Annotated in this window: 23 protein-coding genes; 5 read left to right on the top strand and 18 right to left on the bottom strand. The window is 64.0% G+C overall.

Annotated features, from left to right (window positions below):
- The 3 genes from NCT32_RS00795 to NCT32_RS00785 form a co-directional block, all read right to left on the bottom strand.
- The coding region (locus NCT32_RS00795; RefSeq protein ID WP_250489841.1) for an IS3 family transposase at nt 1-193 on the bottom strand (193 nt) is incomplete at its 3' end.
- On the bottom strand, nt 193-720 hold the full coding sequence (locus tag NCT32_RS00790; RefSeq protein WP_061122038.1) for an IS3 family transposase: 528 nt from the start codon (nt 718-720) through the stop codon (nt 193-195). The genes NCT32_RS00795 and NCT32_RS00790, both read right to left, overlap by 1 nt.
- A gap of 96 nt (nt 721-816) precedes the next feature.
- The gene (locus NCT32_RS00785; RefSeq protein ID WP_061116941.1) at nt 817-1143 is read right to left on the bottom strand and encodes a DUF1840 domain-containing protein; all 327 of its coding nucleotides are present in this window, start codon (nt 1141-1143) and stop codon (nt 817-819) included.
- A gap of 286 nt (nt 1144-1429) precedes the next feature.
- Between NCT32_RS00785 and argS the strand changes: the two genes are divergently transcribed.
- From argS to NCT32_RS00765, 4 genes are all read left to right on the top strand, one after another.
- Nucleotides 1430-3214, top strand: coding sequence for an arginine--tRNA ligase (argS, locus tag NCT32_RS00780; protein ID WP_250476183.1), 1785 nt, complete (start codon nt 1430-1432; stop codon nt 3212-3214).
- Between the two features lie 136 nt (nt 3215-3350).
- Nucleotides 3351-4100 carry an SPOR domain-containing protein gene (locus NCT32_RS00775; RefSeq protein ID WP_250476182.1) on the top strand — a complete coding sequence of 250 codons (750 nt, stop codon included), beginning with the start codon at nt 3351-3353 and terminating at the stop codon, nt 4098-4100.
- 151 nt (nt 4101-4251) lie between these two features.
- Nucleotides 4252-4899 (top strand): thiol:disulfide interchange protein DsbA/DsbL, encoded by a 648-nt coding sequence (locus tag NCT32_RS00770; RefSeq protein ID WP_250476181.1) that lies wholly within the window; start codon nt 4252-4254, stop codon nt 4897-4899.
- 14 nt (nt 4900-4913) lie between these two features.
- Nucleotides 4914-5687 carry an SDR family oxidoreductase gene (locus tag NCT32_RS00765; protein ID WP_061116811.1) on the top strand — a complete coding sequence of 258 codons (774 nt, stop codon included), beginning with the start codon at nt 4914-4916 and terminating at the stop codon, nt 5685-5687.
- Between the two features lie 87 nt (nt 5688-5774).
- Here NCT32_RS00765 and NCT32_RS00760 read toward each other — a convergent pair whose 3' ends face one another.
- The 15 genes from NCT32_RS00760 to flhD form a co-directional block, all read right to left on the bottom strand.
- A complete protein-coding gene (locus tag NCT32_RS00760; RefSeq protein ID WP_250476180.1) occupies nt 5775-7088 on the bottom strand; it encodes a DUF3443 domain-containing protein in 1314 nt (437 codons plus the stop codon).
- A 17-nt stretch (nt 7089-7105) separates the two neighbouring features.
- Entirely contained in the window at nt 7106-7636 is a 531-nt protein-coding gene (locus NCT32_RS00755; RefSeq protein ID WP_061116809.1) for a DUF2844 domain-containing protein, read from the bottom strand.
- Between the two features lie 251 nt (nt 7637-7887).
- Nucleotides 7888-8592: a protein phosphatase CheZ gene (cheZ, locus tag NCT32_RS00750; protein ID WP_061116808.1), complete on the bottom strand. Its 705-nt coding sequence runs from the start codon at nt 8590-8592 to the stop codon at nt 7888-7890.
- 2 nt (nt 8593-8594) lie between these two features.
- Nucleotides 8595-8990 (bottom strand): chemotaxis response regulator CheY, encoded by a 396-nt coding sequence (gene cheY / locus NCT32_RS00745; RefSeq protein WP_035497920.1) that lies wholly within the window; start codon nt 8988-8990, stop codon nt 8595-8597.
- A 51-nt stretch (nt 8991-9041) separates the two neighbouring features.
- The gene (locus tag NCT32_RS00740; RefSeq protein WP_061116807.1) at nt 9042-10163 is read right to left on the bottom strand and encodes a chemotaxis response regulator protein-glutamate methylesterase; all 1122 of its coding nucleotides are present in this window, start codon (nt 10161-10163) and stop codon (nt 9042-9044) included.
- Entirely contained in the window at nt 10160-10882 is a 723-nt protein-coding gene (gene cheD, locus NCT32_RS00735) for a chemoreceptor glutamine deamidase CheD (RefSeq protein WP_061116806.1), read from the bottom strand. The genes NCT32_RS00740 and cheD overlap by 4 nt, the downstream gene beginning before the upstream one ends.
- Nucleotides 10879-11802: a CheR family methyltransferase gene (locus NCT32_RS00730; RefSeq protein ID WP_061116940.1), complete on the bottom strand. Its 924-nt coding sequence runs from the start codon at nt 11800-11802 to the stop codon at nt 10879-10881. The genes cheD and NCT32_RS00730 overlap by 4 nt, the downstream gene beginning before the upstream one ends.
- Nucleotides 11803-11959: 157 nt before the next feature.
- Nucleotides 11960-13792: a methyl-accepting chemotaxis protein gene (locus NCT32_RS00725; RefSeq protein ID WP_250476179.1), complete on the bottom strand. Its 1833-nt coding sequence runs from the start codon at nt 13790-13792 to the stop codon at nt 11960-11962.
- Between the two features lie 22 nt (nt 13793-13814).
- A complete protein-coding gene (gene cheW, locus NCT32_RS00720; RefSeq protein ID WP_086960815.1) occupies nt 13815-14297 on the bottom strand; it encodes a chemotaxis protein CheW in 483 nt (160 codons plus the stop codon).
- Between the two features lie 82 nt (nt 14298-14379).
- Complete coding sequence (gene cheA / locus NCT32_RS00715) at nt 14380-16650, bottom strand: chemotaxis protein CheA (RefSeq protein ID WP_061116803.1); 2271 nt, start codon at nt 16648-16650, stop codon at nt 14380-14382.
- 61 nt (nt 16651-16711) lie between these two features.
- Nucleotides 16712-17089, bottom strand: a complete 378-nt coding sequence (locus NCT32_RS00710) for a response regulator (RefSeq protein WP_061116802.1) — start codon at nt 17087-17089, stop codon at nt 16712-16714.
- Between the two features lie 67 nt (nt 17090-17156).
- Nucleotides 17157-18152, bottom strand: coding sequence for a flagellar motor protein MotB (motB, locus tag NCT32_RS00705; RefSeq protein WP_250476178.1), 996 nt, complete (start codon nt 18150-18152; stop codon nt 17157-17159).
- Between the two features lie 13 nt (nt 18153-18165).
- On the bottom strand, nt 18166-19026 hold the full coding sequence (gene motA / locus NCT32_RS00700) for a flagellar motor stator protein MotA (protein WP_061116800.1): 861 nt from the start codon (nt 19024-19026) through the stop codon (nt 18166-18168).
- A gap of 139 nt (nt 19027-19165) precedes the next feature.
- On the bottom strand, nt 19166-19741 hold the full coding sequence (gene flhC / locus NCT32_RS00695) for a flagellar transcriptional regulator FlhC (RefSeq protein ID WP_061116799.1): 576 nt from the start codon (nt 19739-19741) through the stop codon (nt 19166-19168).
- A gap of 17 nt (nt 19742-19758) precedes the next feature.
- Nucleotides 19759-20076, bottom strand: coding sequence for a flagellar transcriptional regulator FlhD (flhD, locus tag NCT32_RS00690; RefSeq protein ID WP_250476187.1), 318 nt, complete (start codon nt 20074-20076; stop codon nt 19759-19761).
- A 654-nt stretch (nt 20077-20730) separates the two neighbouring features.
- On the opposite strand from flhD, the gene NCT32_RS00685 reads away from it, so the two are divergent.
- Nucleotides 20731-21795, top strand: coding sequence for a glycosyltransferase family 4 protein (locus NCT32_RS00685; RefSeq protein ID WP_061116797.1), 1065 nt, complete (start codon nt 20731-20733; stop codon nt 21793-21795).
- The last annotated feature ends 205 nt before the right edge of the window (nt 21796-22000 follow it).

Below are 22000 nucleotides of genomic sequence, written 5' to 3'. Positions count from 1 at the left end.
GGATCGCGCTGGTGATGCGCCGATAGCCATAACGCCCTTTGTGCTGCTCGAAGACAGAACGGATACGCGCCTTGAGCTGCGCGTGTTTGTCCGCCTTCTGCGAGGCCTTGCATTGGTAATAGAACGTGCTGCGCGCAAGGCCCGCCACTTTCAGCAAGCCGTCGAGCGGAAACTCATGCCTTAACCCGGCCACTATTTGCGCTTTTTGCGCTGCGCTGTGGGGCTTTCCGAGCGGATCAAGGCATCGAGTTTTTTTAGGTACGCATTCTCCATGCGCAGATAGTTCAGCTCCTTCAGGAGCTCTTCCTTCGTGCGCGCCTCGTCGGATTTCGACGACACAGGCGGCGCAGATGACTTGGGTTGCTTCACGGAGCGTCCTCGGGGGCGCGGCTCAAGGGCCTGCATACCTCCCGAATCATACCGGCGCTTCCAGACACTGATCACGCTCGGATTGCGGATATCGAAGATTGCAGCCGTCTCTCGACACGACAGTGCCTTCGTGTGCATGAACTGCAGCACCTTCAGCTTGAATTGGCCGTCGTAGCGACTGTACTTCTTCTGCAACGCCGCCTCGCCGTGCGCGCGCCATGCCGCCACCCAAATCCGCACTGTACCGTGGTCTACACCATGCCGATACGCCACTGCTCCACTACCACCATATTTGCCTGACAGATAGTCTTCGACGACGGCTCGCTTAAATTGCGCGCTGTGCTTGCTCATAAAAAACACCCCAAGTCGTTGGACGGTTGTCCAACTTTTGGGGTGCAGTTCACAACGATGCGGGTTTTTGTTTGCCGGCGCGGCGGATCCGTGAAATCAGACGCCCCAGAGAATATCCGTGTTGTGCTTTTGCGCGAGGCGCAGCATGTCGAGGAACGGATAAGCGCGCTGCGCGAGCCCGATGGGAATCTCGTGCGGCTCGTGCCCTTCCTCGCCTTCGTGGAAATGGCCGTCGTGCTCGGCGCGCACTTTCTTGTCGGTGACGATAGCGGCTTCGAGTTTCTGAATGGCCGAAGGCAGTTCTTCGTGCGTGACGACGCCCCTCTCGGTGAGCTGTTTGCCGATGATGCCGAGCAAGTACTCCGCGAGGTCTTCGAGCATCATGACATCCGGTGCGGCAGGAGTTTTGAATGTGATGAGCATGGCATGGTCCTTTTGTTTATGTTGGGTCATGGGCGGTTTGCAAACCAAACGCGCAGACGAGCCGGTCTCCCTGACAACATGACGACACCCTGATTCGACATATTAGCACCTGCTAAAATCCCCACTTTGTAGGTATATAACCGGGCTTAGTCCGTTATATGTCTGCGAGGCCTCGCAGACATGGCGAATGGCGTCCGCAACGAGCCGCAACCGGGCCGCAAGCGCGCGCCATCCTCAATCCAATCGCCATACCCATCCGGACTCGCTCCACTGGATCACATTCAGCATGCTGCCCGCACATAAACACACTCTCGAAACGCTCATCACCGACGCGGTCCAGCAGGTCGCGCAAGCCACTCAAGGCGCCAGCGAAGCGGCCTTCGTCACGCCTTCGATCGTCCTCGAACGACCGAAGGTCGCGGCGCACGGCGACGTGGCATCGAATGTCGCGATGCAGCTCGCCAAGCCGCTGCGCGCGAATCCGCGCCAGCTCGCGCAGCAAATCGTCGATGCGCTGCTCGGTCTTCCGGCCGCGAAGGGTCTCGTCGAGAGCGCCGAAGTGGCGGGTCCCGGCTTCATCAATCTGCGTCTTGCCGCCACGGCGAAGCAAGCGGTGATCCCGGCCGTGCTGGGCGATGGCGCAACGTTCGGCCGCTCGACGCGCGACACGGGCAGGCACGTGCTCGTCGAGTTCGTGTCGGCGAATCCGACCGGCCCGCTGCACGTCGGCCACGGCCGGCAGGCCGCGCTCGGCGACGCGCTCTCGAACCTGCTCGAAACGCAGGGCTACGACGTGCACCGCGAGTTCTACTACAACGACGCGGGCGTGCAGATCAACAACCTCGCCGTCTCGACGCAACTGCGCGCGCGCGGCCTCAAGCCGGGCGACGCCGAGTGGCCCGAGGCCGCATACAACGGCGAGTACATCGCCGACATCGCGCGCGACTACATGGCGGGCGAAACCGTCGCGGCGAAAGATGGCGAGCCGGTCAAGGGCAAAGGTGACGTCGACGATCTCGAAGCCATCCGTCATTTCGCGGTCGCGTATCTGCGTCACGAACAGGACATGGATCTGACCGCGTTCGGCGTGAAGTTCGACCAGTTTTATCTGGAGTCGTCGCTGTACAAGGAAGGCCGCGTCGAGAAGACGGTCGCGGCGCTCGTCGATGCAGGCAAGACCTACGAGCAGGACGGCGCGCTGTGGCTGCGCACCACCGACGACGGCGACGACAAAGACCGCGTCATGAAGAAGTCCGACGGCACCTACACGTACTTCGTGCCGGACGTCGCGTATCACGTGACCAAATGGGAGCGCGGCTACACGAAGGTCATCAACATCCAGGGCTCGGACCATCACGGCACGATCGCGCGGGTGCGCGCCGGCCTGCAAGGACTCGGCGTCGGCATTCCCAAGGGCTATCCCGACTACGTGCTGCACAAGATGGTGACCGTCATGCGCGACGGCCAGGAAGTGAAGATCTCCAAGCGCGCGGGCAGCTACGTGACGGTGCGGGATCTGATCGAATGGTCGGGCGGCCTCACGCCGGGCCACGAAACCGCGCCTGACCAGATCGACGAGGACACCATCCGCCGCGGCCGCGACGCCGTGCGCTTCTTCCTCATTTCGCGCAAGGCGGATACCGAATTCGTGTTCGACATCGACCTCGCGCTCAAGCAGAACGACGAAAACCCGGTCTACTACGTGCAGTACGCGCACGCGCGCATCTGCACGATTCTCAGCGACTGGAAGGAACGCTACGCGGGCGACGTGTCGAAGGCGGCGCAGGCCGACCTTTCGCCGCTGTCGAGCGACCGTGCGATGGCGCTGCTCAACAAGCTCGCTGAATTTCCGGAGATGCTCGCCCACGCCGCCGACGAGCTCGCGCCGCACGCGGTCGCGTTCTATCTGCGCGACCTCGCTGGCGAATTTCACTCGTTCTACAATGCGGAGCGCGTGCTCGTGGACGAAGAGAAGGAACGCACCGCGCGCATCGCGCTGCTGGCCGCCACGCGCCAGGTCCTCGAAAACGGTCTCGCGACCATCGGCGTTTCCGCTCCTCGAAAGATGTAATCGTCCGCTGCCCCGCTACGCGCACCGAAATTCGGAATTTTCGGCGTGCGCGGACGGGAGCCTGGCGCAGGCGTGTCTTGACCCACGGCTATAATCGTCGCCCAACCAGAAGACTTTCACGCAGGTGATTCATACGATGGCACAACCACGCCGTACATCGAAGCAGTCGAAACAAACCGGGGGGACGTTTATCGGCATCGTGCTGGGCCTGATCGTCGGCCTCGCGATCGCCGTGATCGTCGCGCTCTACATCACGCGCGCGCCCACGCCCTTCGTGGCAAAGGTCGCGCCGCCTGCCGACGCCAACTCCGCACCCGCCGCCGCGCAGCCGTACGACCCGAACCGTCCGCTGCAAGGCAAGTCGCCGGGCCAGGCCGTGCCGCAAGCCGCGCAGCCTGCGCCGCCGAACACCGCGCCGGGCCAGACCAACAACCAGACGCAGTCGTCGGGCGTGCTCGACGAGCCGCAAATCGTCGAGGTGCCGCCGTCGGGCGGTACTGCATCCGCGCCGAAGACCGCGAGCACGACGCCCGCGAAGAAGCCCGAAAGCGCGCCGAACGCAACGAGCAACGCCAACGCCACGCCGCCGAAGGGCGGCTCGGCGCCCGCTACGGCGAAGGCCACGCCGCCCGCGCCCGGCGAACCGAACACCGGTTATTTCCTGCAAGTGGGCGCATACAAGACCCAGGCGGATGCCGAGCAGCAGCGCGCGCGTCTCGGCTTCCAGGGCTTCGAATCGAAGGTCACGCAGCGCGATGCGGGCGGTGTGACGTACTATCGCGTGCGCATCGGGCCGTTCGCGAAGTTCGAGGACATGAACACCGCGCGTCAGCGGCTGTCCGACGCGGGCGTCGATACGGCCGTGATCCGTTTCTCGAAGCAATAACGCAGCAAACGAAATCGCGTGTGTGCGCGGCCGCGAGACGGCCGCGCAGGCGCAAGCGCCCGGGCGTTTAAGTGTGGCTTAAGCGTCGTATGTCCCACTTATGCACCTGCTTTTTGTTCCGTCGCGTATCCATTGCGTACCCTCCTCAATCATGAAAAAAATCTTTAGCGCGTTGGCTCTCTCCCTTGGCATCGCAGCCGCATCGATGAGCGTCGCGAGTTCGGCGATGGCCGCGCCCACCGCAGGCAAGGACTACACCGTGCTGCAGGCGGCTCAGCCGATCGCGTCGCCCGCAGGCAAGGTCGAGGTCATCGAATTCTTCTGGTACGGCTGCCCGCACTGCAACGAATTCGAGCCGTACATCGAGGCATGGGCGAAGAAGCAAGGCCCGGACGTGGTGTTCAAGCGCGTGCCGGTGGCGTTCCGCGACGACTTCATCCCGCACTCGAAGATGTATCACGCGCTCGATGCGCTCGGCGTCGCCGAGAAGGTCACGCCGGCCGTGTTCAACGAGATCCACGTGAAGAAGAACTATCTGCTGACGCCGCAGGCGCAGGCGGACTTCCTCAAGACGCAGGGCGTCGATCCGAAGAAGTACATGGACGCGTATAACTCGTTCTCGACGCAAAGCGCGGTGCAGCGCGACGCCAAGTTGCTGCAGGATTACAAGATCGACGGCGTGCCGACGATCGTCGTGCAGGGCAAGTACGAAACCGGTCCGGCGATGACCAACAGCCTGCCGGGCACGACGCAGGTGATGGACTTCCTCGTTCAGCAAGTCCGCGACAAGAAGCTGTAATCCCGTTCGCCGGCATGACTGCAGTTCGCCTGAAGGTCTTCATCACCGGCGCATCGAGCGGCATCGGCCTCGCACTGGCCGAGGAATATGTAAAGCGCGGGGCCGTGCTCGGCCTCGTTGCCCGCCGCGCCGATTCCCTCGCCGCCTTCGCGGCCCGCCATCCTCAAAGCACCATCTCGATTTACCCCGCCGACGTGCGGGACGCCGACGCACTCGCCGATGCCGCGCGCCGCTTCATCGCGGAGCACGGCGCGGCGGATATCGTCATTGCGAACGCCGGCATGAGCCGCGGCGCGCTGACAGGCCACGGCGATCTCGACACCTTCCGCGCCGTGATGGACGTGAACTACTTCGGCATGGTCGCGACATTCGAGCCCTTCGTCGCGTCGATGACAACCGCGCGGCACGGGACGCTCGTCGGCATTGCGAGCGTCGCGGGCGTGCGCGGATTGCCGGGCGGCGGTGCGTACAGCGCGTCGAAATCGGCGGTGGCGAAATATCTCGAAGCCTTGCGCGTCGAGATGCGACCCCTTGGCGTAGCCGTCGTCACGATCGCGCCGGGCTACGTGCGCTCGGAGATGACCGCGCACAATCCGTATCGGATGCCCTTTCTCATGGACGCCGACCGCTTCGCCGAGAAAACCGCCGACGCGATCGAACGCAAGGTGCGCTATGCGACCTTTCCCTGGCAGATGCGCATAGCAGGCGCGCTGATGCACGCGTTGCCGCGCTGGCTCTACGACGCGCTCGCCGAGCGCGCCCCGCGCAAGCCGCGCGCGGGCGAGTGAAAAAAAACCGGCTGCGCACAAAACGCAGCCGGTCTTTCATTTGGCGGAGCGCCTGACCGGAATCATCCCGGTCAGGTCATCGGCACATCAGAACGCGATATAAGCCCGGTTGTTCGGCAACTCGTATCCGACATACACATGCCTGCCGAAGAAGAACGGCAGGCCGAAGTCGAAGAAGTTGGACATGCCCAACTGGCCGCCGAGACTATTGAAGGCGAACTTGCTCCTGCCCTGTGTCAGCGTGCTCGCGTTGGCGAGCAGGAACGGCACGACCGCGCTGTTGCCTTCCGTGCCGGCGATCGTCGTCGACAGTGACTGCTGCGAGCTCGGGCAATAGAACGCACTCGAACTCGAGCACAGCGGGAAGCTGTCCTGGAAGAAGTTGCCGTTCGATCCCGTGTCGAAGAACGTCTTGTACGTCTTCCCCTTGTAGGTGCCGCTCAGGTCGCCGTAGGGGTCCGTGCCGTACTTCGTCACGTTGCTCACCGAATTGTTGCTCTGCGTGCCGATGCCGAATATCAGCACGCCGGTCGCACTGGCCGCGCCGTTATCGGGGACCGGCGGCAACTGCACGATCACGCCGTTGTTGTTGACCGCGAACTTCGTGACGGGATTCGTCACCTGCTGCGCGAGCGGCACGGCGACGGGCGAGCAATTCGCGCCGTTATTGCACGAGAAGTACATTGCGTTGAGCGACGTGCTTACGCATCCGTTGCCGCAGTCGTACGTTTGCGGGCCGATGCCGAGAATGCCGTTCGCGCCGATGTCGTCGATCGTATTTTCGTCGCTGCCGGACGGACAGCCGTTATCGCCGGTCGGCGCCGCCGACGCGTCGAGGTCGCCGATGATCTGGATCGGCACGTTCGACGCGACTTCCGTACCCATCTTCACGTCGGCGGTGCGCACGGTGCCCCACGTATAGCCGTCGGCGAAGCCCGCGCATTCGGCGAGTTGACCGCCGTTCGATGCGCGCGAACCGGGCAGACTGCCGAGCACGGATTGCGCCGCCGATCCGAGAATGCGCAGGCCGAACGACGCTGTATCGAGCTGAATGTTGTTGATCTGCTGGCACACCGACGAGCCCGGCGCGCACACCGTCACCGACACGTTCGGAATGTTGACGAAGCCCGCGACGCCCGAGTTGACGTTGATCGGCACCGCGTTCGTGCCGTTGGGCGCGATGGGCTGCGCGTTCGCGCTGCTGGTGCTCGAGCTGCCGCCACCCGAGCCGCCGCCGGAGCCGCCGCCGGACGAGCCGCCGCTGCTGGAACTGGAGTCGTCGCCGCCGCCGCCGCCGCACGCCGCGAGCATGACGGAAAGACAGAGCACGCCGAGCCAGCGGGCGAAGCCGCCGCGTCGGGAGGAAGAGATGGCGGGATCACCGCTTGTCGTTCGATGCATACTGAGACTCCCGTCGCTTACTGGATATCGCTGGCGGACACGCCGGCGGGCAACGATTGCGGCAAATACGCGCTGCCCGCGAACGAGCCCATGTGACCGCCCGATTCCACGACGAGCCCGGAACCCTGCACGCTCACCGGCCCACGGCCGCCGCGTGCGGCGCGCTGCGCCTTCAGGCCCTGCTGATACTGCGGGAAATAGTTGCCGAGCAGGCTGGCGAGATCCGGCACGCGCGGCCCATGCCACGCGATGCCGAACACGACGCCCTGCGCGGACAGGTATTCATTGACGATCGTGCCGCTCGCGAGCGTGGTCGAGCGAACGGTGTAGTTCGACGCCGATGTCGCCGATGCGTTCGACGCACCGCTTGCGACCGCTGCGCGCGCGACCGCTTTCGTGGATTCAGCGGTGGCGCCCTGCGGCGCGTTCATCGGCTCGCCGCCGAGCACTGCATAGGCGGGTGCGGCTGCGCACACGCTCAACGCGCCGGCGACGAACGCGAGCGCGCTTACAAGATGCCCATGACGGGATTGCTTCGGTGCCTTCACTGGGCCTCCTCTGGGTTACTGATTGCCCGCGCGCCTCTGCTCGCGGCCGGCTCTTGACGATTAAGTGACAGATGCGCCACTGGAATTCGTCCCTGTTTTTTCGAGCACGGGATATCGCCAGTATGCCAGCCACGAGGAATAGACCAAACGTTCGCGAGCGCACACAATAAAAAACGCGAAGCGCAATGGTATGCGCTTCGCGTGACTTGCAACGCTGCGTACGTCGAATTGACGGCTACTTACGAAACGCCTCAGAAGCCGAGACTCGCGAGCAGATCGTCCACTTGCGATTGATCCTGCACGACGTCGCTGCGCCCTTCCGGATTGATCTGCGGTCCGTTGAGCAGGCCTTCCGGACTGCCGGTCGCCGATGACATCAACGCCGCCGCCGATGCCGCGAACTGCTCGCGCCGCTCTGGCGCGATATTTTCGAGCAACACACCCAGCAATTGTTGCTCGATCAGATACACGACGTCCGTGATCTTCTTGATCACCTGCCCGGTCAGATCCTGAAAGTCCTGCGCGAGCATGATTTCGAGCAGCTGCGCGTTGGTCGCCTGGGTCCGCTCGGGCACGCTTTGCAGGAACGTGCGCGTCTGCGCGAGAAGCTCGCCCGCTTCGCCCTGCGCGAGCGGCGCCTCGTACCATTTGGCCCAGCGCGCATCGAGCGACTGCGCCTCCGTCTGCATCGCTTCCTGCACGGGCTTCGCGAGCTCGATCGCGTTGAGCGCGCGCTCGGCGGCCTGCTCCGTCATCGTCGCGACGTATTTCAACCGGTCGCGCGCGTCGGGCACGGCTTGCGCGGCGGCTTCGACCTGCTTGTCGAGGCCGAGCTCGCGCATCGAGTCGCGCAAGGTGCGCGTCAGTTGCCCGATGCGCGCGAGGATGCGATCGCTCGACGGATCGCCTTCGCTTTCGGCAACCGCGGCTGCGAATTCAGTGGTCAGATCGTTCACGATCAGCTCCCGGCTTTGGCCATCTTCTCGAGAATCTTGGTGAGCTTCTCGTCGAGCGTGGCGGCCGTGAAGGGCTTCACCACATAACCGTTCGCGCCCGCTTGCGCCGCCGCGATGATGTTTTCCTTCTTCGACTCCGCCGTCACCATCAGCACCGGCAGATGCGCGAGCGCCGCGTCCGCGCGGATCTGCTGCAGCATCGAAAGGCCGTCGAGGTTCGGCATGTTCCAGTCGGTGATCACGAAGTCGAAGCCGCCGCCGCGCAGGCGTGCGAGACCCGCCGCGCCGTCTTCGGCTTCGTCGACGTTGCCGTAGCCCAGTTCCTTGAGCAGGTTACGCACGATACGGCGCATCGTCGGAAAATCGTCGACGACGAGGATCTTCATGTTCTTGTCCATCTTTACTCCCTTGAGTTCTCAACGCGGCCGCGCCGCTTAAATCCAAAAAGTTCAGACGCGCTGCACGCGTTCGCCCATCGAGGCAAGGCGCGCCATCACGCGCCGGCTCATTTCAGAGAGCGGCGCGACTTCGCTTGCGCCGCCCATTGCAATTGCTTCGCGCGGCATGCCGAACACCACGCAGCTCGCTTCGTCCTGCGCGAGCGTGTATGCGCCCGCCTGCTGCATGTCGAGCAGACCGGCGGCGCCGTCGCGGCCCATGCCGGTCAGGATCACGCCGATGGCGTTCTTGCCCGCGTGCTGCGCCGCCGAGCGGAACAGCACGTCGACCGACGGCCGATGCCGGTTTACCGGCGGTGCATCCGACAGATGCGCGACATAGTTCGCCCCGCTTCGCGCGAGCACCAGATGCGCGTGGCCCGGCGCGATATAGGCGTGACCCGGCAGCACGCGCTCGCCGTGCTCCGCTTCCTTCACGGTGATACGGCACAGGCCGTTCAGGCGCTGCGCGAACGACTTCGTGAAGCCCGGCGGCATGTGTTGCGCGATCAGCACCGCGGGCGCATCGGGCGGCAGCGGCACGAGCACTTCGCGGATGGCTTCCGTGCCGCCCGTCGAAGCCCCGACGATCACGAGCTTTTCCGTCGACACGAGCGGATTGTTGAAATGCGGCGCGGGCTTGTGCGCAGCCGCGTTCGACGGCGCGCCCGCCGCGTGCGTGGTCTGCTTCACGCGGGCGCGCGACGCGGCGCGAATCTTGTCCGCGAGCTTTTCGGCGTAGTCGAGCATGCCGTCGCGAATGCCGACCTTCGGCTTCGTGACGAAATCGACCGCGCCGAGCTCCAGCGCGCGCAGCGTGATTTCGTTGCCGCGCTCGGTCAGCGACGACACCATCACGACCGGCATCGGCCGCAGGCGCATCAGCTTCTCGAGAAAATCGAGGCCGTCCATGCGCGGCATTTCGACATCGAGCGTGAGCACGTCCGGGTTGTGCAGCTTGATCAGCTCGCGCGCGACGAGCGGGTCCGGCGCGGTCGCGCACACGTGCATGTCGGGCTGCGAATTGATGATCTCGGTCATCAGGCTGCGCACGAGCGCCGAGTCGTCGACGCACAGCACCTTGATCGTCGGCACGGCCTGCGCCTTCGTATTCGTTGCGTGGGTGAGTGTCATGCTTCCTCCACGGTCTTCATGCGCGATGTGAACAGTTCCGCGCGCGGCTTGCCCTGCGCCGTGAACAACTCCGCGCGCGGCTTCGCGACCGTCGCGTTCGACTGAAACAATTCGACGCGCGCACGCGCCTTCGCAAGCCGCTCGGCGCGCTCTTCCGGCGTGCGCTGCACGAGCGCCTGCTCGCGTTCGACCACGATCGGATCGTGCGCGGTCTTCAGCTTCTTGACCATCACCTGGCCCGAGCGCGGCATGAACGCGACCTTGCGCGGATGCATGCCCTGCAAATCCTCGGCGACGATGCGAATCTTCTCCAGGGCGAGATAGCGCCGCACGAACTCCGAATTGCGATCGCCGATATTGATGGTCGTCATGCCCGCGAGCACCGCGCCGCCGCCGAACACTTTCGCTTCGAAGCGCTCGCGCCGGCCGCCGCGCTTGATGAGCTCGTTGATGAGCACTTCCATCGCGTAGGCGCCGTAGCGCATCGAATCGGACGATGCATGCGACGCGTCGGAACCGTCGTCGGGCAGCATGAAGTGATTCATTCCGCCGATGCCCGCCGTGCGGTCATTGATGCACGCCGCCACGCACGACCCGAGCACGGTGACGAGCACCATGTCCTCGCTCGTCATGTAGAACTCGTTCGGCAGGAGCTTTACGCCCGGCTTCTTGAAATGATTGTCGAAATAGAGATTCGACGCGATCGGCAGTCCGCTCATGCCGCCTCCCCAGCGAGCGCGCGCTGCGGCTTTGCCGTCGGCTTCAGGTCGCGCGACAGCTCGTACACGGTCTGCCCGCGCAGCCTGAACGCCTGCGATACATACGTGAAGTTCTCCGAATGCCCCGCGAACAACAGCGCGCCCGGCTTCATCAGCGGTTCGAAGCGCGAAAGCACTTGCCCTTGCGTCGGCTTGTCGAAGTAGATCATCACGTTGCGGCAGAAGATCGCGTCGAACGGGCCTTTCACGTCGTAGCGCGCATCCGTCAGATTGACGCGGCCGAAGTTCACCATCGCGCGCAGTTCGGGGCGCACTTTCACGAGCCCCGCGTGCGAACCCGTGCCCTTCAGGAAGAAACGCTTGAGCCGCTCGACGGACAACGCCTTCACCTGATCGAGCGAATACACGCCCGCTTCGGCCTTCGCGAGCACCTGGCTGTCGATGTCGCTCGCGAACACCGTGCACTGGCGCGCCGCGTGCTCGCCCAGCGCTTCGACGAGCGTCATCGCGATGGAATACGGCTCCTCGCCCGTCGATGCCGCCGAGCACCACACAGAGAACGGCTGCTGCCGACGTTTCACGAACTCCGCGAGAATCGGAAAGTGATGCGACTCGCGAAAGAACGCCGTGAGGTTCGTGGTGAGCGCATTGACGAACGCTTCCCACTCGGCGTTGTCGTCGTTCGTTTCGAGGCGATCGAGATACTGCCTGAACGTGTCGATGCCGCAGGCGCGCAGTCGGCGCGCGAGGCGGCTGTACGCCATGTCGCGTTTGTGATCCGACAGCGAGATGCCCGCGCGCCGATGAATCAGCTCGCGGATGCGGGCAAAGTCCGCCGTCGTGAATTCGAAATCGCGCTCGACTTCCGGACCGCGCACACTGGCGGCCAGCTCGATGCGCGGGTTGCGCGTTGCCATCATGATGTTTCGTGCTTCCTTGACACCCTTAGCGGCGCCGGATGGGGCGCGTTCTTCGCGCGTGGCCATGCGGACTCGCGCGCGCCGTGCGTTTCGATGAAACGCCGGCTTTCGATCCTGATGCGCGATGCCTGCATGGCCGTGTTCGTTTCGGATTCGGTTAGAAGGTTTCCCAGTCGCCGTCGTCGGCGGTCGTCGCCTTGGCGCGCGGCGCGGGTGCGGACTTCACGACGCTGGCGGGCTTGACCGTCGGCTTGCTGGCGGGCTTGCCTGCTTCCTTGATAACGGCCGCTTCCGGCGCAACTTTCGCGTTTCCTGCGGGCGTCACGCGCTTTTCGACTGTCGGCGCGGGAACAGCCGAAGGCTCGATGCGCGCCGCCGGTGCCGACGCCTTGATGCGCGCCGCCGCCGTCGATGCGCTCGCGCGCACCGGCGCCGCGCTTTCGAGGCGCCATTGCGCGACCACGTCCTTCAACTGGCGCGTCTGCTCTTCGAGCGACGCCGCGGCCGCCGCCGCCTGCTCGACGAGCGCGGCGTTCTGCTGCGTCACGCTGTCCATCTGCGTGACGGCGCGGTTGACCTGCTCGATGCCGTCGGACTGCTCTTCGGACGCCGCGCTGATTTCGCCCATGATGTCGGTCACGCGGCGCACCGCCTGCACGATCTCGCCCATGGTCTGGCCGGCGCGCGCGACGAGTTCCGTGCCGCTGTCGACCTTCGCGGCCGAATCGCCGATCAGTGCCTTGATCTCCTTTGCCGCCGCCGCGCTGCGTTGCGCGAGCGAGCGCACTTCACCTGCGACCACCGCGAAGCCGCGGCCTTCCTCGCCCGCACGCGCCGCTTCGACGGCCGCGTTCAACGCGAGAATGTTGGTCTGGAACGCGATGCCTTCGATCACGCCGATGATGTCGACGACCTTGCTCGAGCTCGACGCGATCGCGTGCATCGTCTCGACGACCTGCTCCACGACCGCGCCGCCCCGCGACGCGATATCCGATGCGCTCACCGCGAGCTGGCTCGCCTGGCGTGCGTTGTCGGCGTTCTGCTTCACGGTGCTCGTCAGCTCTTCCATGCTCGACGCCGTTTCCTGCAGTGACGCCGCCTGCTCCTCCGTGCGCTGCGACAGATCCGTGTTGCCGCTCGCGATTTCATGCGCGCCGACATCGATCGATTCCGCGCCGCGATGCACCGAGCCGACCATCGCGGTCAGGTTGCCGCGCATGCGTTCGATGCCCGCGAACAGGCGGCCGATTTCGTTGGTCCGGTCGGTGTGCGCGGACTGCGTGAGATCGCCGCGCGAGATGCGGTCGAAGTGATCGACGGCATCGTTGATCGGCTTGACGATGAGGCTCGAGAGCGCCATGCGGGTGCCGATCAGCATCAGCACCGCGAGCACGAGCACCGCGCCGATCGCCATGTTGAGCGCCGCGATATGCGAAGCCGTGCTCGTGCGCGAACGTTCCGCGTGCTCCTGATGCGACGCCACCGCGGCCGTCACCGCCTGATCGAACGAGACGAACATCGGGCTGATCTTCGTGTCGGCGATCGCGTGATACGCGGCCATGTCGTTCGCACGGATTGCGGCGAATTCCGGCTCCACGCCGGTCTTCACGAGCGCGTCGCGTTGAGTCACGAGCGCGTCGAGCGTTTCCTTCGGCAGCATCGGCTTCGGCGTGTCGAGGTAGAGCTTCCAGTTTTCGTTGCTCTTGTCGAGCAGATACTGGCCGCGATCGATCGCCTTCTTCGCTTCTTCCGTGCTGCCCGCTTCGGTGAGCGAGCGCACGCGGTCGAGCGTGATGCGCGAGCGCAACAAATACGACGACGTTTCCGACAGCGCGCGCATCGCGACCAGGTCTTCCTGCGCGAGCGACGCAAGCGATGCGCCGGCGGAGTTGAGCCCGGTGAGCGCGAGCGCGCCGATCAGCGCCGCGCATCCGGTGAACAGCAAGGCAACGAGCGTGAGCGTCGTGCGGATCGACAACTTCTTCAGCATGGCTTCTTTCTCGCTTCGCTCGTTATGCGGCGACGGAGTCGATCAACTCCATCTCGCGGCTCGTCATGAGCTTTTCGATGTCCATCAGGATCAGCATGCGGCCGTCGACGGTGCCGAGGCCCGTCAGATATTCCGTCGCCAGCGTGCCGCCGAATTCGGGCGCGGGCATGACCTGCTCCTGCGTGAGCGTGAGCACGTCCGACACGCCGTCGACCACCATGCCGACCACGCGATGCGCGACGTTCAGGATGATCACGACCGTCTGGTTGTCGTACTCGACGCGGCCCAGATTGAACTTGATGCGCATGTCGACGATCGGCACGATGATGCCGCGCAGGTTGATCACGCCCTTGATGAACGCGGGCGCATTCGCGATGCGTGTAACGTTGTCGTAGCCGCGAATTTCCTGCACCTTCAGAATGTCGATGCCGTATTCCTCGGCGCCGAGCGTGAACACGAGGAATTCCTGTCCGGCGGCTTCGGCGTGCTGGGCGTCGCGACGCATGGTGCCGGTCTGCGATGCGTTTTGAATCGATTGAATGTCTGCCACGAGAGCTCCCTTTTGGCCTGTCGTTGGTCTGATGGTGTTAGTGAGAGTGCGCGCCGTGCTGTGCGCGCGATTCGCGGTTGAGCGCGGCCACGTCGACGATCAGCGCCACACTGCCGTCGCCCAGGATGGTCGCGGCGGAAATGCCGTGCACCTTGCGGTAATTCGTTTCGAGGTTCTTGACGACGACCTGCTGCTGGCCGACGAGCTCGTCGATCAGCATCGCAAAGCGGCGTCCTTCCGTCTGCATGATGGTGACGATGCCCTGCGTGGGCTCGGTGCGCGCGCCTTCGACGTCGAACACGCGATGCAGCGCGACGAGCGGCAGATATTCGCCGCGCACACGCACGACGCGCTCGCCGTTCGCGACCGTGTAGATGTCTTCGGCGACCGGCTGCAGCGACTCCATCACGAAGTTCAGCGGCAGAATGAAGATCTCGTTGCCGACCTTCACCGACATGCCGTCGAGAATCGCGAGCGTGAGCGGCAGCACGATCTTCGTCGTCGTGCCCGCGCCCTGGCGCGACATGATTTCGACATGGCCGCCCATCGACTGGATGTTGCGCTTCACCACGTCCATGCCGACGCCGCGGCCGGAAATATCGGTCACCTGTTCGGCGGTCGAGAAGCCCGGCATGAAGATGAGTTGCCAGACTTCTTCGTCGCTCATGGACTCGGAAACCTGCATGCCCTGCTTCTGCGCCTTCGCGAGAATCTTGTCGCGGCGCAGGCCGGCGCCGTCGTCGCTCACTTCGATGACGATGTTGCCGCCGTGATGCGCCGCCGACAGCACGAGCTGGCCGGTGGTGGACTTGCCCGCCGCGCGGCGCGCTTCCACGGTCTCGATGCCGTGATCGAGCGAGTTGCGCACGAGGTGCGTGAGCGGATCGATGATGCGCTCGATCAGGCTCTTGTCGAGCTCGGTCGCCTGACCGAACGTGACGAGCTCCACTTCCTTGCCGAGCTTGCCGGCGATGTCGCGCACGAGGCGCGGGAAGCGGCTGAATACGTAATCCATCGGCATCATGCGGATGGACATGACGGCCTCTTGCAGGTCGCGCGCGTTGCGCTCGAGCTGCGCCATGCCGTTGAAAAGACGGTCGTGCAAGGCGGGATCGAACGTGCTCGTGGTTTCCGCGAGCATCGCCTGCGTGATGACGAGCTCGCCCACCAGATTGATGAGCTGATCGACCTTCTCCACGCCGACGCGAATCGAGCTGCCTTCCGCCGATGCGGCGGCCTGCGGGCGCCCTTTCTTCTCGGCGTCGCTCGCCGCGGATTTCGTCGGTTGGGCAGCGGACGGGACCTGCAAGCCCGCCGCCGCCGCCGATTCTTCTTTCACTGCTTCCTTGCCAGCCGCGGATGCGGGCGCTGCGTGCGCCTGCGATTGCTTCGGCTCCTCGTGTAGCGTGGGTTGCACTGCCGGTACTGCTGGCGCTGCTTCGGCGGATTGCGCCGCCGCGTCGCCACGGCCGATCGTGATCTGCGTTTCGTCGATCACGAAGCAGCACACGGCGACGATATCGTCGGCCGGGACGTCCGAGTCGAGCCAAACCACATACTCGGCGTCCGTCTTCTTGTCTCCGACGATGCTTCCCAGATTCCCCAGCTCCTCGATCAGAGTCGCCAGGTCCTTCTCGCCCACCCCCCGTAGCGTAATTTTCAGGTGGGGTCCTGCTTCCGCCGCCGGCGTGCCGGCAGCGGCTCCTGCATTCGTGTTCCCATCGGTCAGCTCGAACGCGCCGTCCCAGTTGCCGTCGTCCTCGATCGCGTCCGTCGCCTGCGCGATCACATGCACGGGCGGCGCGTTCGGGCCTTCGTAGGCGGGCGCGGCGTTCATGGTCGCCGCTTTGCTTGCCGCTTCGTTCTCCGTGCCCGGCAGCGCGGGCGGCTCGATCTGGCTCGCCTGGCCGCCTTCGGCGTGCTCGTTCTTCAGGCGTTCCAGCTTTGCGCAGATCGCCGCGGCCGCGGCCGCATCCGGCTCCGCGCTCGCGCGATAAGCGGCAAGCTGATCCGAGAGCACGTCCTTCGTCGCGAGGAACGTGTCGATCATGTCGCGGCGCAGGACGAGCTCGTTGTTACGCGCCCGGTCCAGCAGCGATTCGAGGATGTGCGTCGTTTCGGTGAGCGCGGTGAAGCCGAATGTCGCCGCGCCGCCCTTGATCGAATGCGCCGCGCGAAAGATCGCCGCGAGATCTTCCGGGTCCGGATTCGCGATGTCCAGAACGAGCAGCAGTTGCTCCATCTGCGCGAGCAGTTCATCCGCTTCGTCGAAGAAGGTTTGATAGAACTGGGTAATGTCGAGTGTCATGCTTGAGTCACCATCGGCGCGTTCGTGCGCGGGTTGTCTTTGGCTTTCGCTTCAGTTCAGTTCAGTGCTGCGTGTCTTCAGAGAGCGCGGCAACCAGTTCGGTCAGCAGGTCCGGATCGAGCGGTTTCTCGATCCAGCCCGTCGCGCCCGCCGAGCGCGCCGCGTCCTTGAACGGCTCACCGCCTTCGGTCGTGAGGACCAGAATCGGCGTCGCCCGGTAGGCGCGGTTCGCGCGCAGCGCCACGATCAGATCGAGCCCGCTTCTGCCCGGCATGTGCTGGTCGGTCAGGACGAGATCGAAGTGCTCCGCGAGCGCCCACTCCAGCCCTTCGTCGCCGTCCGACGCGACGGTCACTTCGTAACCCGCCGTCGCCAGCGTCGCCGAGAGGATTTGCCGCATCGCGGCTGAATCGTCGATTGCCAGAATGTTTTTGATCATGTTTGTCTCTTGCCGTGATGACGGTCGAAACGTGCCGAGTCTTGAGCCTGTTTTTCGGGGAATTTGCTCACCGCGCCGCAGGCCTGGCCGCGCTACCGCCGATGAAGCCGAACGAGGCCGATGGCTTGCCTTGCGCATCCGTGCCGTTGTCGAGCGTGGCGCCCGGGGAGCCGTCGTCGCGCAGCATCGACATTTCAGTCTTGCGATTGAGCACGATGACGCTGATGCGCCGGTTCTCCGGGTCGAGCGGATCTTTCTTGTTCAGGTTCTGCGTGGAGGCGAGTCCGAGCACGCGCATGACTTTCGCTTCGTCCATGCCGCCCGCGACCAGCTCTCGCCGCGACGCGTTCGCGCGGTCCGCCGACAGTTCCCAGTTGCTGTAGCCCTTTTCGCCGCCCGCGTACTTCACGGCGTCGGTGTGTCCCTGCACGACGATGCGGTTCGGCACGTCGTTCAGCGTTCTGCCGATCTCGCGCAGGATGTCGCGCATATAAGGCTGCACGGCGTCGCTGGAGAGCGCGAACATGGGGCGCTTCTGGGTATCGACGATTTCGATGCGCAAGCCCTGCTGCGTCGACTCGATGCGGATTTGCTGCTTGAACTGGTGCAGCGTCGGATTGGCCTCGATCGCCGCCATCAGCTTCACCTGAAGATCGTGCAGGCGCACCTGCTCGCGTCGCTCCAGTTCGCCTTGCGCGGCCTTGAGCAGTTGCTCGTCGGTGTCGGACGAGGCGCGCTGCGCGAGTTGCGTGCTGCCATCGGACCTGCGCGCCGAACCCGCTTCGTTGCTGGAGATGTCGCGCCCGCCGCCGGTGATGATGCTGTTGTCCATGCCGACGCTCTTGCCGCCGACCATCGCGGCCTTGAGCGGCATGTTGAAGTACTCGGCGATGCCGCGCCGCTGCACCGGCGATGTCGACGAAAGCAGCCACATCAGCAGGAAGAACGCCATCATCGCGGTCATGAAGTCCGCGTACGCGAGCTTCCACGCGCCGCCGTGATGACCCTTCTTGCCGGCGACCACGCGCTTGATGAAGATGGGGCGTTCGCTGTCGTTGCTCATCGCTGTGCTCCGGTCACTTCGACTTGACCCGGCGCACGTGTTCTTCCAGCTCGGAGAACGACGGACGTTCCGTCGAGAACAGCACCTTGCGGCCGAACTCCACCGCGATCGCGGGCGCGTAACCGTTCAGGCTCGCGAGGATCGTCACCTTGATGCACTGAAACATCTTGGTCTGCTCCGCGACGCGCTGCTCCGCGACGTTCGCGAGCGGTCCGATGAAACCGTAGGAAAGAAGAATGCCGAGGAAGGTGCCGACGAGCGCCTGCGCGATCATCTCGCCGAGAATCGCGGGCGGCTGGTCGGCGGAGGCCATCGTGTGCACGACGCCCATCACCGCCGCGACGATGCCGAACGCGGGCATCGCGTCGCCGACCTTCGTCAGCGCGTGCGCGGGCGCCTCGCCCTCGACGTGATGCGTCTCGATCTCCTCGTCCATCAGGCTTTCGATCTCGAACGCGTTCATGTTGCCGCTGACCATGAGGCGCAGATAATCCGTCAGAAATTCGACGATGTGGTGATCGTTGAGAATCCTGGGGTACTGGCTGAAGACCGGGCTCTTCGACGGATCTTCGATATCCGCCTCGAGCGCGAGCGTGCCTTCCTTGCGCGCCTTCGCCAGCAGCACATAGAGCAGGCCCATCAGCTCCATGTACATGTTCTTGTCGTACTTCGCGCCCTTGAAGAGCGTCGGGAGGACCTGAATGGTCGCCTTGATGGTCTTGACGTTATTGCCGAGGATGAACGCGCCGACGCCCGCGCCCCCGATCATCAGAATCTCGACCGGCTGCATGAGCGCGCCAAGGTGCCCGCCTTCGAGCGCGTAACCGCCAAAGACGGACAGCAATGTCACGAGCGATCCAACGAAAATCAGCACAGTCGAGTCCTCACGTTTTGATGCGGTAAGACCGCCGTTAAGTGGTTTACGGCACTCGACTGAAAAACTTTGGGGGCAAATCGGCGGGGACGGCAAACGGTAAACCCCGCGTGGAAGCGGGGCTGCGCTGCAAGCGGCTTCAGGCCGCGATGCGCGGCGCAGACGCCTGAGCGCCGGAGGATGCAACCGCCTTGCGCGTCTTGCCCGCGCGCGACGGCGGCTGGCACAGACCGCAGACATAACCCGTGCGCAGATCATAAGCGTGCGCGACGAAGCGCCCGCCGCAGCGCGTGCAGGCGTTCGTCTGCAACATCCCGGATTCGAAGTAGCGCACGAGTGTCCACGCGCGCGTGAGCGACAGCACGGGCTCGTCGCCATAAAGCGCGGCATGCTCCAGATAGAGGCGGTAGCTTTTCACGATCGCCTGGATGGTGCTCTGCGTGCCTCCGGCGCCGCCGTGCTGGTCGATGAACCGGTAGATGCCGTGAAACAGCGACGAATGAATGTTCGGCTGCCAGGTCATGAACCAGTCCGTCGAGAACGGCAGCATGCCCTTGGGCGGCGACGCGCCCTTGAGCTCCTTGTAGAGCTTGATGAGACGGTCGCGCGACAGGCTCGTTTCCGCTTCGAGCAGTTGCAGCCGCGCGCCCAGCTCAATCAACTCGATCGCCAGGGTGATTTCGCGGACTTCCCCGACCACGCTTTTCGTCGCCATCTATTTTCGCGGGCGATTCAGGCGATCTGCTCGACGGGACCGTCGGCCAGCAGGATCGCTGCATGGGCGTGCGCGAGCGCAGCGCTCTTCTCCTTGTCGGCGAGCGATGAGAGAAGCGTGTGGTCGTCGAAACGAAAGCGGCACAGCAAATGGCTCGACGACGCGACTTTCACCGCCTGGGCGAGCGTGAGTGAGGTCAGCACTTGCGCGACCTGCTCGGAAAGCCCGAGGCGATACATCGCCGAAACGCGGTCTTCCTGAAGGAGCCGCTGTGCGAGGAGCAAGTACGACAGATTCACCTCGCGGATTTCCGCGAGCGTACTCGTATTGCTGATCGTCATGTTTTCCCCGAATCGATACTTTGGCTGGTCAGGCCCGGCGGGAACGTTTGCTCGAATTCGCAAAGGACAGCGAATGCGGCCCCGCGCACGTTGTCTGGTTTCGCTTCGATTGTCGCCGATGCTCGCGGCCGCGCCTGTCGGACAAACCTTCCGACGAGAAGACGGAGTTTCGCGAAGATTCATGTAGGAATATTTCTTACACGCCGAGCCCGCCGATTGCCGATCGGCAGACAGGAATATCGGCATTTATTCGTCTGACTTAATGCCGTAATTTCGTTTTATCGAGGCCGGGCGTGCCGGAGAGACAATACGAGCAACGTCCTCCGCTCGGGAACGGGAATTGCTTCCTAAAACCCGCGGTGTGTTTCACGCTTCAAATCCGTCGACAACGTCTTTTTCGGTGCAATTTTTGACTTCGTAACAGCACATGTATCGCGCTGTAACAACGATAAGCGATTGAAAAATGACGTGAAATGCCGCTCTCGATACCGATAATGGGCAGTAAGGGATAACCCGGTCGCGATGGTTTTCAGCTCCGGGCCGATCTCGGGCGGCGTCTACACCATCACGCAGCCCGCCCGAATGGCATGTGTTGAGCGCTCGACCGGAGCGTGACTGCAATGCCTTACCTACATGGAGAGTCACGTTATGCGAATCGCACAAATTGCACCGTTGCACGAAGCAGTACCTCCGAAGTTTTACGGCGGCACTGAACGCGTCGTGTCTTATCTGACCGATGCGCTCGTCGAGCTCGGCCACGATGTAACCTTGTTCGCAAGCGGCGATTCCCAAACCAAGGCGACGCTCGACGCGGTGTGGCCGCGTGCGTTGCGTCTCGACCCGACCGTGCGCGACGCGCTCGCGCCGCACATGCTGTTGCTCGAAACCGTCCGCCAGCGCGCCCACGAGTTCGACGTGCTGCACTTTCACCTCGACTACATGCCGTTCCCGCTGTTCACGCAGATGGACACGCCGTTCGTGACGACGCTGCACGGCCGCCTCGACCTGCCGGAACTGCAGCCGATCTTCAACACGTTCACCAAGGCGAACGTCATTTCGATCTCGGATAACCAGCGCAGCCCGCTGCCGCAGGCGAACTGGCTGAACACGGTTTATCACGGTCTGCCGAACGAACTGCTGACGCCGCAGCCGCACAAGAAGCCGGAATATCTCGCCTTCCTGGGCCGCATCTGCCCGGAGAAGCGCGCCGATCTGGCGATCAGGATCGCGGCACAGAGCGGTCTGCCGCTGAAGATCGCCGCCAAGGTGGACAAGGCCGATCAGGAATACTTCAAGTCGACGATCGAGCCGCTGCTCTCGCAGGCGCATGTCGAGTTCATCGGCGAGATCACCGAGGCGCAGAAGCCGGAATTCCTGTCGGGCGCGAAGGCGCTGCTCTTCCCGATCGACTGGAACGAGCCGTTCGGTCTGGTGATGATCGAGGCGATGGCCTGCGGTACGCCGGTGATCGCGTTCAACCGTGGCTCGGTGCCTGAAGTGATCGATCACGGCGTGACGGGCTTTATCTGCGAAGACGTGCCGGGCGCAGTCGGCGCGCTGCAACGTCTCGATGAGCTGTCGCGCACCGAAATCCGCGCGCAGTTCGAACGCCGATTCAGCGCACACACGATGGCGCAGAACTACGTCGAGAGCTATACCGCGATGCTCCAGGCCGCGAAGCGCCCGGTGCTGCGTCAGGTTGCAGTCGGCTGATACCGCCGCCTGTTTGCCAAAATCGCATCGAATGCCGCCCGCTGCCGGGCGGCATTTTTTTATGCACGCGCCCTTCGGGCGCTGCGCTTTCCCCGCCCATAAGGAAGAATCCGAAGTCCAGTCCGATGCCCGTGAATCGAGAGCCGATCGACCATTTTTGACAGTTCGCAAAAGACTCCGCGCTTAAACTCCGCTGCGCAAGCGC

This window comes from Caballeronia sp. INML2, assembly GCF_023631365.1.
Classification (GTDB): Bacteria; Pseudomonadota; Gammaproteobacteria; order Burkholderiales; family Burkholderiaceae; genus Caballeronia; species Caballeronia turbans.
Note: the sequence above shows the minus strand (reverse complement) of the source record. Positions and strands in the feature narration are given on the sequence as shown.

What these genes read in the sequence shown, in the direction of transcription:
- cheY (WP_035497920.1), bottom strand. Translation starts at nt 8,990, where the DNA reads ATGGACAAGAACATGAAGATCCTCGTCGTCGACGATTTTCCGACGATG.
- flhC (WP_061116799.1), bottom strand. Translation starts at nt 19,741, where the DNA reads ATGGCGACGAAAAGCGTGGTCGGGGAAGTCCGCGAAATCACCCTGGCG.
- argS (WP_250476183.1), top strand. Translation starts at nt 1,430, where the DNA reads ATGCTGCCCGCACATAAACACACTCTCGAAACGCTCATCACCGACGCG.
- NCT32_RS00740 (WP_061116807.1), bottom strand. Translation starts at nt 10,163, where the DNA reads ATGACACTCACCCACGCAACGAATACGAAGGCGCAGGCCGTGCCGACG.
- cheW (WP_086960815.1), bottom strand. Translation starts at nt 14,297, where the DNA reads ATGCGTCGCGACGCCCAGCACGCCGAAGCCGCCGGACAGGAATTCCTC.
- NCT32_RS00760 (WP_250476180.1), bottom strand. Translation starts at nt 7,088, where the DNA reads ATGCATCGAACGACAAGCGGTGATCCCGCCATCTCTTCCTCCCGACGC.
- NCT32_RS00685 (WP_061116797.1), top strand. Translation starts at nt 20,731, where the DNA reads ATGCGAATCGCACAAATTGCACCGTTGCACGAAGCAGTACCTCCGAAG.
- NCT32_RS00710 (WP_061116802.1), bottom strand. Translation starts at nt 17,089, where the DNA reads ATGATCAAAAACATTCTGGCAATCGACGATTCAGCCGCGATGCGGCAA.
- NCT32_RS00725 (WP_250476179.1), bottom strand. Translation starts at nt 13,792, where the DNA reads ATGCTGAAGAAGTTGTCGATCCGCACGACGCTCACGCTCGTTGCCTTG.
- motB (WP_250476178.1), bottom strand. Translation starts at nt 18,152, where the DNA reads ATGAGCAACGACAGCGAACGCCCCATCTTCATCAAGCGCGTGGTCGCC.
- NCT32_RS00785 (WP_061116941.1), bottom strand. Translation starts at nt 1,143, where the DNA reads ATGCTCATCACATTCAAAACTCCTGCCGCACCGGATGTCATGATGCTC.
- cheA (WP_061116803.1), bottom strand. Translation starts at nt 16,650, where the DNA reads ATGACACTCGACATTACCCAGTTCTATCAAACCTTCTTCGACGAAGCG.
- NCT32_RS00775 (WP_250476182.1), top strand. Translation starts at nt 3,351, where the DNA reads ATGGCACAACCACGCCGTACATCGAAGCAGTCGAAACAAACCGGGGGG.
- cheD (WP_061116806.1), bottom strand. Translation starts at nt 10,882, where the DNA reads ATGAGCGGACTGCCGATCGCGTCGAATCTCTATTTCGACAATCATTTC.
- NCT32_RS00770 (WP_250476181.1), top strand. Translation starts at nt 4,252, where the DNA reads ATGAAAAAAATCTTTAGCGCGTTGGCTCTCTCCCTTGGCATCGCAGCC.
- NCT32_RS00765 (WP_061116811.1), top strand. Translation starts at nt 4,914, where the DNA reads ATGACTGCAGTTCGCCTGAAGGTCTTCATCACCGGCGCATCGAGCGGC.
- NCT32_RS00790 (WP_061122038.1), bottom strand. Translation starts at nt 720, where the DNA reads ATGAGCAAGCACAGCGCGCAATTTAAGCGAGCCGTCGTCGAAGACTAT.
- NCT32_RS00730 (WP_061116940.1), bottom strand. Translation starts at nt 11,802, where the DNA reads ATGATGGCAACGCGCAACCCGCGCATCGAGCTGGCCGCCAGTGTGCGC.